The sequence below is a fragment of the Streptomyces sp. Ncost-T10-10d genome (assembly GCF_900091955.1).
In the GTDB taxonomy this organism is placed as follows: Bacteria; Actinomycetota; Actinomycetes; order Streptomycetales; family Streptomycetaceae; genus Streptomyces.
Map to the genome: position 1 here is coordinate 20,439 of NZ_FMDF01000156.1, position 12,671 is coordinate 33,109.

Sequence of the window (12,671 nt, forward strand, 5' to 3'; positions counted from 1 at the left end):
GCTCCGCTCCACGTCTGCAACATTGCTTGACATCAAGATATCTCGTGATCGCGGCCGACTCGACAGGGCCCTGCCCCCTGCTTCGGCAGGAGCCGCCACGGGCGCCGGGTTCAGGGACGCCCCGACGGCGGGACTTCCTCCCCGGGCGGCACCGGACCGGGCGGGGTGCCGTCGCCGAACGGGCGTCCGCCCAGCTCAGCCCGGTGGTGCGGGGTCAGCCAGCCCGACAGATCGGGGCCGACGGGCACGATGCCGGTGGGGTTGATGCCCGTGTGGACCCGGTAGTAGTGCTGCTTGATGTGGCGAAAATCGACCGTGTCGCCGAAACCCGGGGTCTGGTACAGGTCTCTGGCGTACGCCCACAGGACACGGTCCTCGGCCAGCTTCGAACGGTTGCACTTGAAGTGTCCGTGGTAGACGGCGTCGAAGCGCACCAGTGTGGTGAACAGCCTGATGTCGGCTTCGGTGAGGGATTCGCCGACGAGATAGCGCCGGTCCGCGAGACGCTCGGACACCAGGTCCAGGCGGCCGAACACATCCTGGTAGGCGGCCTCGTATTCGGACTGCTGCGCCGCGAAGCCCGCGCGGTACACGCCGTTGTTGACATCGTGATAGATGCCCTGCATGACCTCGTCGATCTCGTCACGCAGGGCCTCGGGATACAGGTCGGGGGCGCCCTGCCGGTGCAGCGCGGTCCACTCGGTCGCGAAGTCCGGCGTGATCTGCTGGAAGTCGTTGGTGACGAGTCTGCCGCTGGGTACGTCGACGATCGCGGGCACGCTGACCCCGCCGGGGTGGTCCCGCTCCCGTGCGTCGTACGCCTCGCTCAGATAGCTGATGCCGAGCACCGGGTCCCTGCCGCCCTCGTCCAGGGTGAAGCGCCAGCTGCGGTCGTCCTGAATCGGATCGGCGACGGCCAGCGAGAGGGCGCTCTCCAGGCCGAGGAGCCGCCGGGACACGAGTGCGCGGCTCGCCCACGGGCAGGCGCGGCTGACAACCAGCCGGTAGCGGCCGGCCTCGACGGGCCAGCCGTCCCGGCCGTCGGCGGTGATGCGGTCGGCGAAATGACTCCTGGACCGTTTGAAGGCCTTGTGCCCGTACGCCGCGTTGCTATCGGTCCCTGCGCTGGTGGTCGCGCTCCTCTCGCTCTCCTTCATGGCGTTCTCCCTACGGACGGACTGCGGACGGACCGGTGTGTACGACTCCTGCTGCGACGCTCCCCGCGCACATCTGCCAGCCCGATGAGCAGAGCGACCAGGACGAAGGCGACCGCGACGAGGAGCCCGTGGTCGTACGCGACGGCCCACCCGCCGCCGCCCAGTTGGGCGAAGAACATCGAGCCGACCGCGGCGATCCCGATCGCCGACCCGACGCGCTGGCCGGTCTGGAGAGTTCCGCCGGCGCTCCCCGCCCTGGCCACCGGGACTCGGGAGAGGGTCAGTGTCTGGTTCGGGGCGATGACCAGGCCGCTGCCCAGACCCCCCAGCAGCAGCGGGGCCACCATCGCCCACCCCGCGCCCCGCCCCGGCACCAGATGCACAGCCAGCGCCGTGGCCGCCAGCCCCACGGCCACCGTGGTCAGCCCGGCTACGACGAGGGGGCGCCCGAATCGGCCGACCATTCGGCCGCCGGGGCTCGCCGCGACGGCCGCGCCCAGTGCGAAGGGTGTGATGGCGAGTCCCGCCTGCAGGGCGGAGTAGTGCAGTCCGCTCTGCAGGTAGAGCGTGGTGATGAAGAAGATCGAGGTGAATCCGGCGAAGTACATCAGGCTCAGCAGACAGCCCAGCCAGTAGGAGCGGACCCGGAAGAGCGACAGGTCGACGACCGGTTGCGTGCCGCGTCTGCCGCAGCGGGATTCCCAGCCGACAAAGAGGGCGAGCAGCGCCGCGGCCACAGCGATCAGCAGCCACTTCCGGTTGCCGGGCCACTGCTGCGACTGCACGAAGGGCAGCAGCAGAGCCAGTACACCCGTGCCGAGCAGCAGCACGCCGAGGGGGTCGAGGTCACGCAGGCGCACCCGGCCGGCCGAGGGGGTGTCCGGAAGCAGGCGCCGGGCAAGCAGAAGGCAGACGGCGCCGAGCGGCAGATTGACGTAGAACACCCAGCGCCACCCCTCCTCGGAACCGGCCGCCTGGATCAGCAGGCCACCGGCGAGCGGGCCGACAGCGGTGGAGATGGCGACCACGGTGCCGAACATGCCGAAGGCCCGGCCGCGCTCCTGGCCGGAGAACATCTGCTGGATCAACGCGGAGATCTGTGGCGAGATCAGTCCCCCGGCGAGGCCCTGCACCAGACGGGCGACCACCAGCCAGAGGCTGGACTGAGCGGCTCCGCAGGCTGCTGATGCCAGGGTGAACAGGGCGAGCCCGGCCATGAACACCGCGCGGCGTCCCCGCGCGTCACCGAGCCGTCCCGCGGGGATCAGGAACAGGCCGAAGGCGAGCGAGTACCCGGAGAGGACCCACTGCAGGTCGGACTCCGGGGTGTGGAGCCCTTCCCGGATCGACGGCAGGGCGACATTGACGATGGATACGTCCAGCAGGGTCATGAACCCCGCGATCAGACACACCGCGAGCGCCTGCCACCGGCGCGGGTCGGGGGTGCCGGGGCCGGGGGCCGAGTGAGCATCCCACCCCGCAGCGCCCCAGTGAGCTGCACTCTCTGCCATGGCTCGCACCCTAGGACCAAGGGCCCCGATACTCATCCCGGCAGGGCCGCGACGGCGGTTTTCCGGCATCCGTTTCAGTGGACGGGAGGCATCGCACGCAGGCCACGGCCGTGCCCCGGGGGAGGACACGGCCGTCGACGGTCCGCACGGGCTCCGGGCCGTGGCGTTCGAGAGCCGGTCGGCCGGACGCGCCGTTCGCAGCGGTGGTGCGGTCACACCCCCGGCAGGCGGTGCGCGGACCGTCGCAGGTAGAAGGCCCAGGTCACCACCAGACAGAGGCCGTAGTACCCGAGGAACGCCAGATAGGCGGCCTGTCCGTTGTGTGTCTCCAGGAAGGACTGCCGGAAGGCCAGATTGACCAGCACTCCGCCGAAGGCGCCGATCGCCCCGGCCACCCCGATCAGTGCCGTGGTCTGCCGCCGCGACCTCCGCTCGGCCTCGGCCGGCGACGTGCCGCCCGCGATTTCGGCCCGCGCCCTGGCCCGGAAGATCGCCGGGATCATCTTGTACGTCGACCCGTTGCCCGCCCCGCTGAGCACGAAGAGGGCGACGAACCCGCACAGGAAGAGCGCCAGCGAGTGCTGCCGGGACGCCGCCAGCACCGTGCCCGCGCCCAGCGCCATCGCCGCGAAGGTCCAGAAGGTCACCCGGGCGCCGCCGAACCGGTCCGCCAGCAGCCCGCCCGCCGGGCGGGAGAGCGAGCCGAGCAGTGGACCGAGGAAGGTGAGGGAGGCCGCCTTCACCGGGGTGTCGAACTGCTCATGGAACTGCACCTGGAGGACCTGACCGAAGGCGAAGCCGAAGCCGATGAACGAGCCGAAGGTACCGATGTAGAGCACCGACATCACCCAGCTGTGCGCGTCTCCCAGCACCTCGCGCATCGCTCCGCGTTCGTTGCGCGCGCCTGCGAGGTTGTCCATCCGCAGCGCCGCGCCGAGCGCAGCCAGTACGATCAGCGGCAGATAGACCAGCACCAGCAGGCGTGGGTGGCCGGCGCCCGCGGTGGCCAGCACCAGCAGGCCGAGCAGCTGCACCACCGGTACCCCGAGGTTGCCGCCGCCCGCGTTCACACCCAGGGCCCAGCCCTTGAGGCGCTGCGGGTAGAAGGCGTTGATGTTGGCCATCGAGGAGGCGAAGTTGCCGCCGCCCACCCCGGCCACGGCGGCCACCGCGAGCAGCGTGCCGTACGAGACGCCGGGCCGCAGCACGATTCCGGCCAGCACGGTCGGCACGAGCAGCAGCAGGGCGCTGAAGACGGTCCAGTTGCGCCCGCCGAAGCGCGCCACCGCAAAGGTGTACGGGATGCGCAGCACCGAGCCGAGTGCGGTGGGCACGGCGGTGAGCATGAACTTGCCGGCCGCGTCGATGTGGTACTCCGGGCCGAGGAAGAGCACCAGCACCGACCACAGGCTCCAAATGGAGAAGCCGATGTGCTCGCTGAGGACCGAGTAGACCAGGTTGCGCCGGGCGATCCGGGCGCCCGCCAGGCTCCAGAAGTCGGTGTCCTCGGGATCCCAGTCCTTGATCCGGCGGGTGCCGGCATCGGCGGCGGTCGCGGTGACGCTGCTCATCAGCACGCCTCCGCAAGCCTTGCCGCGACCACGCGCACCGGCCAGACCCTGAGGTGGGCCGTGGCGCCGTCGGGGGCGTGGTCCTCGTCCAGGCAGCGTCCGGTGCGCAGGTCGAAAGCCTGCTTGAGCATAGGCGAGATCACCACCGGTACGCTCCCCCGGCTGCCGAGCAGGCCGCGCGAGATGACGTGGGCGCCGCTGAACGGGTCGCGGTTCGCCAGCGCGTGCACCGCGCCACCGCGTTCGCTGAAGACCGCCACTTGTTCGCCCTGCGGGCCGACGAGCACCGCGATACCGCGCCCCGGGAGCAGGTCCTGGTACCGGCAGACCGGTGTCCATGCCCGGCCGTCGTCGATCTCCACCGTGTACTCGGCGTTCTCGGGCGGATTGGCCTCGCTCATCGTGTACGTACCTCCAGGGCAGGGCCGGCGATCAGGGCCGGCGCGAGGGGGAACCCGTCCTCTTCGGGACGGGCGGGGCGGATCCCGTCGCGCTCGTGGACGAAGCGCACGGTGGGGTCGGGAGTTCCCGGGGCGTTGGCGAAGGAGACGAAGCGGCGTACCCGCTCGGGGTCGGCGAGAGTGGCCGCCCATTCGTCCTCGTAGGTCTCGACGTGGCGGGCCATCAGTTCGTCCAACTCCGCGCAGATGCCCAGCGAGTCGTCCATGACGACCGCGCGCAGGTGGTCGAGTCCGCCCTCCAGGCGGCCCAGCCAGGGAGCGGTGCGCTCCAGGCGGTCGGCGGTGCGGACGTAGAACATCAGGAACCGGTCGATGGTGCGGATCAGGGTGTCGTGGTCCAGGTCCGCCGCCAGCAGATCGGCATGACGCGGCGTCATTCCGCCGTTGCCGCCGACGTAGAGGTTCCAGCCTTCCGAGGTGGCGATCACCCCGAAGTCCTTGCTCTGCGCCTCCGCGCACTCCCGGGCGCAGCCGGAGACCGCGGACTTGAGCTTGTGCGGTGCCCGCAGACCCCGGTAGCGCAGCTCCAGTTCGATCGCCAGGGCCACCGAGTCCTGTACGCCGTAGCGGCACCACGTCCGTCCGACACAGGACTTGACCGTGCGCAGCGCCTTTCCGTAGGCATGGCCGGACTCGAAACCGGCGTCCACCAGGCGGCGCCAGATGCCCGGCAGCTGGTCGACGGTGGCGCCGAACAGGTCGATCCGTTGCCCGCCAGTGATTTTGGTGTAGAGGCCGTAGTCCCGTGCGATCTCACCGATGGTGATGAGGCCGGCGGGGGTGATCTCGCCGCCCGGGACCCGGGGCACCACCGAGTACGAGCCGTTGCGTTGCAGGTTGGCCAGGAAGTGGTCGTTGGTGTCCTGCAGGGCGGCCTGTTCCCCGTCCAGCACGTGGCCGTTGCCGAGAGCGGCCAGGATCGAGGCCACGGCCGGTTTGCAGATGTCGCAGCCCTCGCCGCTCCCGTGCTCGTCGATCAGACGGGAGAAGCCTGTGATGCCCTTGACCCGAACGATCTCGTAGAGCTCGGCGCGGGTGTGGGTGAAGTGCTCGCAGAGGCCGCGGGCCACCTCGATCCCGCCCGCCTCCAGCTCCTCGGCCACGACGGATCCCAGCAGCTTGACGCAACTCCCGCAGCCGGTACCGGCCTTGGTGCACTTCTTGACCTCGGGAACGGTGCGCATGCCCCGCTCGGACACGGCCGCCCGGATCGCTGCCTTGCTGACGTGGTGGCAGGAGCAGACCACCGCTTCGTCCGGCAGCACCAGCGGGCCCTGCCGTCCGGCCGCGGCGGGCACGAGCAACTGTTCCGCAGGTCCCGGCAGTTGAGATTTTCCGATAGCGAGCGGTCGGAGCGTGGCATAGGACTCGGCGTCACCGACCAGGATTCCGCCGAGAAGCCGGCCGTCCGCGCTGACCACCAGCTTCTTGTAGATTCCGGCCCGGCTGTTGGCGTACAGCACCTCCAGGGCGCCCTCGGTGGTACCCAATGCGTCACCGAAGCTGGCCACGTCCACGCCCAGCAGCTTGAGCTTGGTGGAGGTGTCCGCGCCGGTGAATTCGGCTCCGGTACCGGCGAGTTCACGGGCCACCGTGTCGGCCATCGCGTAGCCGGGGGCGACCAGGCCGTAGACCCGGCCGTCGACGGCGAGGGCGCACTCGCCGATCGCCCAGATGTGCGGGTCCGGGGTGCGGCAGTGCTCGTCCACCGCGATACCGCCTCGCTCGCCGACCGGCAGACCGCAGTCGCGGGCGAGCTGGTCGCGCGGGCGCACACCCGCCGAGAAGACCACCAGGTCGACGGCCAGGCCGGTGCCGTCGGAGAGCGCCATGGTCCGGGCCCGGCCGTTCTCGTCGGCGTCGATCCGCCGGGTGCCTGCGCCGGTGTGCACGTGAACGCCGAGATCCTCGATCTTGCGCCGGAGCACCGCTCCGCCGCCGTCGTCGACCTGCAGGGCCATGAGCCGGGGCGCGAACTCCACCACATGGGTCTCAAGACCCATGGCCCGCAGCGCTCCGGCTGCTTCCAGGCCGAGCAGGCCGCCGCCGACCACCGCGCCGACCGTGGCGTGCCGAGCGCTCGCGGTGATCGCCTCCAGGTCCTCGATGGTCCGGTAGACATGACAGCCTGCGGCGTCGTGGCCGGGCACCGGCGGCACGAACGGGTAGGAGCCGGTGGCCAGCACCAGGGCGTCGTAGCGCAGCTCGGCGCCGCTGCGCGTGGTGACGGTGCGGGCCCGGCGGTCGATCGCGGTGGCCGGGTCGCCGAGTCGCAGGTCGATGCCGTGCTGTTCGATGAACCCGGGCGGGCACAGGGTCAGTTCTTCTGCCGATGTGCCGGAGAACCAGCTGGTCAGGTGTACTCGGTCGTAGGCGGGACGGGGTTCCTCGGCGAGTACGGTGACTCGCCAGCGGTGTGGTTGTCCGGCGGCCGGCTGTTCGGACAGGGCTTCCAGGAAGCGCTGTCCGACCATGCCGTGGCCGACCAGGACCAGGGACTTCTCGATCACGGGCGGGCTCCTCGGGTGGCGGTACAGACGGTCATGGGGTGGAGGTGAGCAGATCGAGGGGATCCGGCGGCAGCGGATCGTCGCGCTCGTAGGCCCGGGCCAGGGTGCCGACCGCGGCCAGGTCGCCCAGCAGGATGCCGCCGACGAGCCGGTCACCGCGCAGCACGAGCTTCTTGTACGAGCCGCGGGTCGGGTCGACCAGGCGAAGTACGTCGGTGCCGGGGAGGTTCTCGCCTACTTCACCGAAGGCCGCGTACTCCACGGGCCCTGCACTGAGCCGGGTCAGCGGGCGTGAGCCGGTGTATCGGGCATCGTCGTCGGCGCCCGCCAGCCGGACCGCCAGCAGATCGGCCTGGTCCCAGGCCGGGCTGGTCAGCCCGTGGACGATCCCACGGTGTTCGGCGCAGTCGCCGATCGCATATACCCCGGGGGCGGAGGCCGCCAGCCGGTCGTCCACCACGACTCCCGAGCGCACCGTGAGCCCGGCCGCGACGGCGAGCCCGGTGCGCGGGCGGACCCCGCAGGCGAGCACCACCAGGTCTGCTTCCAGCACGTAGCCGCCGGCCAGTTCGACTCCGGTCACGCGTGCTTCCCCGTGCAGGGCACGGGCCCGGTTGTCCGGGTAGGTCTCCACACCCAGCGCGGCAAGGGATCCGCGCAGCGCGTGCCCGGCCTGCTCGTCGAGATGGCGATCGATCAGATGCGGTGCCTGGTGGACGATCTCCACCGGGAGGCCGAGCGCGGCCAGTGCCCGGGCCGCACTCACCCCGAGCACCCCGCCGCCGATCACCACGGCACGCTCGGCAGCGGCGGCGTCCTCGGCGAGCCGGGCGCAATCGGCCAGTGTGCGGAACGCGTGCACCCCGGCTCTCAGACCGTCCGGCCCATGCAGTCCGCGCAGCGGCGGGAGGAGGGGGTTGGCGCCGGTGGCCAGGACCAGCTCGTCGTAGCGGGCCGACTCACCACCGGCCAGCCGCAGTTCGCGCTCCGCCGGATCCAGAGCGACCACTTCGCAGCCGCCGCGCATGAGCGTCCCGGCGCCGTAGGGCAGTGCGATGGCCTCCGGGTCATAGCGGCCTGTCAGGACTTCGGCCAGCAATACCCGGTTGTAGGGGCCACGCGGCTCGGCGCCGTACAGCACCACTTCCCCGTCCCCGCCCAGTGCCCGGTATTGCTGCGCGAAACGGGCGCCCGCCATGCCTGCGCCGACCACCGCGATGCGCCGGCTCATCGGACCCGCTCCACACGCACGGCGCACACCTTGAACTCGGGCATCCGGGACACCGGATCGAGTGCTGGATTGGTGAGCGTGTTGGCCCGCCCGGCACCGGCCCAGTGGAAGGGCATGAAGACGGTGTCGGGCCGGATCGTGTCGGTCACCCGGGCGGGGGCCACCGCGCGGCCGCGCCGGCTGGTGACCGCAAGCGCCTCCCCGTCGGCCACGCCGAGCCGCGTGGCCAGCCGAGGGTGCAGCTCCACGAACGGCCCGGGCTCGGCACGGTTCAGCTCGGGCACCCGGCGGGTCTGGGCACCGCTCTGGTAGTGCGAGAGCACCCGGCCGGTCGTCAGGTAGAGCGGGTACTCGTGGTCCGGCTCCTCGGCGGCCGGACGGTGTGTGACGGGGGCGAAGCGGGCCCGGCCGTCCGGGGTGGCGAAGCGTTCCAGAAACAGCCGGGGGGTGCCGGGGTGCTCCTCTCCGGGGCAGGGCCAGAAGACCCCGTCCTCGGCCCGGATCCGCCGGTAGCTGATTCCGGCGTAGTCGGCCGGGCCGCCGGCCGAGGCACGGCGCAGCTCCTCGAACGCCTCCTCGGCCTCTTCCGGGAAGCCCTTGTCCACGCCGAGCCGCGCGGCCAGTTCCCGCAGCACATGCAGGTCGGTGCGTACGCCCTGTGGAGGAGTGAGTGCGCGCCGGCGCAGGATCACCCTGCCTTCCAGGTTGGTCAGCGTGCCGGTCTCCTCCGCCCACTGCGTGGCGGGCAGCACCACGTCGGCGAGGTGCGCGGTCTCGGAGAGCACGAGGTCGCTGACGGCCAGGAAGTCCAGGGCGCGCAGACGTCCGGTGATGTGTGCGGCGTTCGGCGCGGAGACCACCGGGTTGGAGCCCATCAGCAGCAGCGCCCGCGCGCCGCCCTCGGTCCCCAGGGTGTCGAGCAGTTCGTAGGCCGAGCGGCCCGCACCCGGCAGATCGTCGGCCTCGACCTCCCAGACGTGGGCGATGTGTGCGCGGGCGGCCGGGTCCTCGATCGAGCGGTAGCCGGGCAGCTGGTCGGCCTTCTGGCCGTGCTCGCGTCCGCCCTGGCCGTTGCCCTGGCCGGTGAGGCAGCCGTAGCCGGAACCCGGCCGGCCGGCCTTGCCCAGTGCGAGACAGAGGTTGATCCAGGCTCCGACGGTGTCGGTCCCCTTGCTCTGCTGTTCGGGGCCGCGGGCGGTGAGCACGATGCCGGTGGCTGCGTCCGCGAAGAGCCGCAGGGCCTCGCGCAGTTGGTGCACGGGGACGCCGGTCAGCCCCTCCACCCGCTCCGGCCAGTGCGCCATCGCCGCGGTACGGGCGGCTTCGAAGCCGGTGGTGCGCTCGGCGACGAACGCCTGGTCCACCCTGCCGTCGGCGATCGCCAGGTGCAGCAGGCCGAGCGCGAGCGCCAGGTCGGTGCCGGGGACCGGCTGCAGGTGCAGGTCGGCCTGTTCGGCGGTGCGGGTGCGACGTGGGTCCACCACGATCAGGGTGCCGCCGTTCGACCTGAGTTCGCGGAAGTAGCGCAGCGCGGGCGGCATGGTCTCGGCCGGGTTGCCGCCGACCAGGATCACGCAGCCGGCCTTCGCGATGTCCTCCAGCGGAAAGGGCAGTCCGCGGTCCAGGCCGAAGGCGATCTTGTGTGCGGCGGCTGCCGAGGACATGCAGAACCGGCCATTGTAGTCGATGTTCGGGGTGCGCAGCGCCACCCGGGCGAACTTGCCGAGCAGGTACGCCTTCTCGTTGGTCAGGCCGCCTCCGCCGAAGACCGCGACGGACTCCCGCCCATGGCGCTGCCCGGCCGCCGCCAGACCGGCGGCCACCCGGTCGAGCGCCTCGGTCCAGGACGCCTCGCGCAACTCGCCGCCCCGCTTGTCGCGGATCAGCGGCGTGGTCAGCCGGGCACCTGCGCCGAGCACCGCGGTGGCCGACTGGCCCTTCCCGCAGAGTGCGCCGCGGTTGACCGGGAAGCCGGGGCGCGCCAGCACGTGCGCCTCGCCGCCGTCGTGCGGCACCTGCAGGCGCATGCCGCACTGCAGTGAGCAGTACGGGCAGTGGGTGTCGGTCGTCGTCATGCCCCTGAGCGTCGGTCCGCACCATTACGCGGCCGGGTCGCACTTGTTGCGCCGGAGGTACGGCTTCTTCACCTGCCGCCGGGCCCAAGGTGACACGGCGGAAATCTTGCGTAACGCCGGGGCGGCCTCCGCTTACCCGGGTGTGATCGGCGCGCAACGAGGACGAAACAGCGTCGGCGGAGCCTGCACGGCATGGACAGCACGCAGCCCTCGGGCCCTTTGGTCGGCTTCACCGTCGGAGTCACCGCCGCGCGCCGCCGTGAGGAACTCGTCGCGCTGCTGCGCCGACGGGGCGCCAGGGTGGTCGAGGCGCCGGCGCTGCGGATCCTCCCGCTGGAGGACGACGCGGCGCTGCGCCGGGCCACCGCGCGCTGCCTGACCGGGCCGCTCGACTACGTGGTGGCGACCACCGGGGTCGGCTGGCGCGGCTGGCTGAGTGCCGCCGACGGCTGGGGGTACGGCGCACGGCTGGCCGAGGTGTGCCGGGAGGCCGTGGTACTCACCCGTGGTCCGAAGGCGACCGGTGCGGTGCGCGCCGGAGGCCTGAGCGAGACCTTCTCCCCGGTCAGCGAGGCCACCGACGAGCTGCTGACCTGGCTGCTCGCGCGCGACCTGCCCGGCAGACGGATCGCCGTGCAGGAGCACGGTGTGCCGCTGGACACGTTCACCGCCGCGCTGAGCGAACGCGGAGCCGAAGTGATCCCGATACCGGTCTACCGCTGGGGCCCGCCCGACGATCCATCGGCGCTTCGCCGACTGGTCGAGCAGACGGTCCGCCGCGAACTGCACGCGCTCACCTTCACCAGCGCACCCGCGATCACCGCGTTCCTCTCCACCGCGGACGAACTCGATCTCCGCGAAGAGGTGCTGGCCAGTCTTCGGAAGGATGTGCTGTCGGTCTGCGTCGGCCCTATCTGTGCCCGGCCGCTGGAGGAGGCCGGAATCGCCGTGCTCTGCCCGGAGCGGGGCCGGCTCGGGGCCATGGTGCGGACCATCGAGGCCGCACTGCCTGCCCGTGGCAGGCGTGAGTTCCGCTCCGGCGCCAGCGTGTTGGTGCTTCAGGGGAACGCCGTACTGATCGACGGCGGGCCGGCCGTGCAACTGCCTCCCCTGCTCGCGGCGGTATTGCGCGCGCTGGCCGAGCAGCCGGGGCGAGTGCTCAGCCGGGCCGAACTGCTGCGCCGCGTCTGGGTCACCGGCCAGGCCGACCAGCACGCCGTGGAGGCGGCCGTCGCCCGGCTGCGCGCGGCGCTCGGCGGGCACTCCCGGCTGGTGCGTACGGTGCCCAAGCGCGGCTACAGCCTGGCGGCCGCGCTATGACGGACGCGCCCGCGACCCCCACCCTGCTGGCCGTCGCACATGGCACCCGCGACCGGGTGGGCATCGCCACCTACCACGCGCTGCTCGACGAGATCCGCGCCCAGCGGCCCGGTCTGGCGGCCCGTCTCGCCTTCCTCGACCTCGCCCTGCCCACCCCGGCCCAGGTACTGGCCGATTCGTGCGGCACGGTGGTGCTGGTCCCCCTGCTGCTGAACACCGGCTACCACATCCGGGTCGACCTCCCCGCCGTCCGGGCCACCGCACCGCACCTCGATGTCCGGATGGCCGCGGCGCTCGGTCCCGACCCGCTGCTCGCCGCCGCTCTCGGCGACAAACTCGCCGAGGCGGGCTGGTCCCCGACACGTTCCGGTGCCGATGCCGTCGTGCTCACGGCCGCGGGGTCCACCGACCCTGCGGCCGTCGCGGACACCGAGCTGATGGCCGGCCTGCTCCGGCAACGGCTCGGCCGGCCGGTCGTCCCGGCCTACCTCGGCGCGTGCACGCCGACCCCGGCCGAGGCGGTGGGAGCCCTGCGCGCCGCGGGCCATCGCCGGGTGGCGGTGGCCCGCTATCTGATGGCTCCCGGCCACTTCGCCCTCCGCGCGCAGAGAGCCGGTGGCTGCTTCGTGTCCGCCCCGCTCGGCGCGCACCCCGATGTGGCGCGGCTGGTGCTGAAACGCTTCGACGAAGCGTCCGGGCAGACGGCGTAGCAGCGAAGTACCGCTTGCGTGTGGTGGCCGACGCCGTCGGCGAGGATCTGCTGCGTCGTGTCCTGCCGCGGCTTCCCCCGGCTACGACCTGCTCTTCGGCCGCCCCATGTCCGGCTGAGAAGCCG

Annotated in this window: 9 protein-coding genes; 2 read left to right on the forward strand and 7 right to left on the reverse strand. The window is 71.9% G+C overall.

Features of this window, described 5'->3' with window-relative positions; translation table 11 throughout:
* Window positions 1-110 precede the first annotated feature (110 nt).
* The 7 genes from GA0115254_RS27815 to GA0115254_RS27845 all read right to left on the reverse strand — a co-directional run bounded on the left by GA0115254_RS27815 (window position 111) and on the right by GA0115254_RS27845 (window position 10,516).
* Window positions 111-1,157: a glutathione S-transferase family protein gene (locus tag GA0115254_RS27815; protein ID WP_093898043.1), complete on the reverse strand. Its 1,047-nt coding sequence runs from the start codon at window positions 1,155-1,157 to the stop codon at window positions 111-113.
* Complete coding sequence (locus GA0115254_RS27820) at window positions 1,154-2,668, reverse strand: MFS transporter (RefSeq protein ID WP_093898044.1); 1,515 nt, start codon at window positions 2,666-2,668, stop codon at window positions 1,154-1,156. The genes GA0115254_RS27815 and GA0115254_RS27820 overlap by 4 nt, the downstream gene beginning before the upstream one ends.
* A 212-nt stretch (window positions 2,669-2,880) precedes the next feature.
* The gene (locus tag GA0115254_RS27825) at window positions 2,881-4,239 is read right to left on the reverse strand and encodes a nitrate/nitrite transporter (RefSeq protein ID WP_093898045.1); all 1,359 of its coding nucleotides are present in this window, start codon (window positions 4,237-4,239) and stop codon (window positions 2,881-2,883) included.
* Window positions 4,239-4,640 (reverse strand): nitrite reductase (NAD(P)H) small subunit, encoded by a 402-nt coding sequence (locus tag GA0115254_RS27830; protein ID WP_093898046.1) that lies wholly within the window; start codon window positions 4,638-4,640, stop codon window positions 4,239-4,241. The genes GA0115254_RS27825 and GA0115254_RS27830 overlap by 1 nt, the downstream gene beginning before the upstream one ends.
* On the reverse strand, window positions 4,637-7,210 hold the full coding sequence (gene nirB, locus GA0115254_RS27835; protein WP_176740315.1) for a nitrite reductase large subunit NirB: 2,574 nt from the start codon (window positions 7,208-7,210) through the stop codon (window positions 4,637-4,639). The genes GA0115254_RS27830 and nirB overlap by 4 nt, the downstream gene beginning before the upstream one ends.
* Window positions 7,211-7,241: 31 nt before the next feature.
* On the reverse strand, window positions 7,242-8,441 hold the full coding sequence (locus GA0115254_RS27840; RefSeq protein ID WP_176740316.1) for an NAD(P)/FAD-dependent oxidoreductase: 1,200 nt from the start codon (window positions 8,439-8,441) through the stop codon (window positions 7,242-7,244).
* On the reverse strand, window positions 8,438-10,516 hold the full coding sequence (locus tag GA0115254_RS27845; RefSeq protein ID WP_093898047.1) for a molybdopterin oxidoreductase family protein: 2,079 nt from the start codon (window positions 10,514-10,516) through the stop codon (window positions 8,438-8,440). The genes GA0115254_RS27840 and GA0115254_RS27845 overlap by 4 nt, the downstream gene beginning before the upstream one ends.
* Window positions 10,517-10,708: 192 nt before the next feature.
* On the opposite strand from GA0115254_RS27845, the gene GA0115254_RS27850 reads away from it, so the two are divergent.
* Together GA0115254_RS27850 and GA0115254_RS27855 are read left to right on the forward strand one after the other, a co-directional pair.
* On the forward strand, window positions 10,709-11,836 hold the full coding sequence (locus tag GA0115254_RS27850; RefSeq protein ID WP_093898048.1) for a uroporphyrinogen-III synthase: 1,128 nt from the start codon (window positions 10,709-10,711) through the stop codon (window positions 11,834-11,836).
* Entirely contained in the window at window positions 11,833-12,546 is a 714-nt protein-coding gene (locus tag GA0115254_RS27855; protein ID WP_093898049.1) for a sirohydrochlorin chelatase, read from the forward strand. The genes GA0115254_RS27850 and GA0115254_RS27855 overlap by 4 nt, the downstream gene beginning before the upstream one ends.
* The last annotated feature ends 125 nt before the right edge of the window (window positions 12,547-12,671 follow it).

Bases quoted from the DNA above. Each gene is read 5' to 3' on its own strand.
- GA0115254_RS27815 (WP_093898043.1), bottom strand. From the start codon at position 1,157: ATGAAGGAGAGCGAGAGGAGCGCGACCACCAGCGCAGGGACCGATAGC.
- GA0115254_RS27820 (WP_093898044.1), bottom strand. From the start codon at position 2,668: ATGGCAGAGAGTGCAGCTCACTGGGGCGCTGCGGGGTGGGATGCTCAC.
- GA0115254_RS27825 (WP_093898045.1), bottom strand. From the start codon at position 4,239: ATGAGCAGCGTCACCGCGACCGCCGCCGATGCCGGCACCCGCCGGATC.
- GA0115254_RS27830 (WP_093898046.1), bottom strand. From the start codon at position 4,640: ATGAGCGAGGCCAATCCGCCCGAGAACGCCGAGTACACGGTGGAGATC.
- GA0115254_RS27840 (WP_176740316.1), bottom strand. From the start codon at position 8,441: ATGAGCCGGCGCATCGCGGTGGTCGGCGCAGGCATGGCGGGCGCCCGT.
- GA0115254_RS27845 (WP_093898047.1), bottom strand. From the start codon at position 10,516: ATGACGACGACCGACACCCACTGCCCGTACTGCTCACTGCAGTGCGGC.
- GA0115254_RS27850 (WP_093898048.1), top strand. From the start codon at position 10,709: ATGGACAGCACGCAGCCCTCGGGCCCTTTGGTCGGCTTCACCGTCGGA.
- GA0115254_RS27855 (WP_093898049.1), top strand. From the start codon at position 11,833: ATGACGGACGCGCCCGCGACCCCCACCCTGCTGGCCGTCGCACATGGC.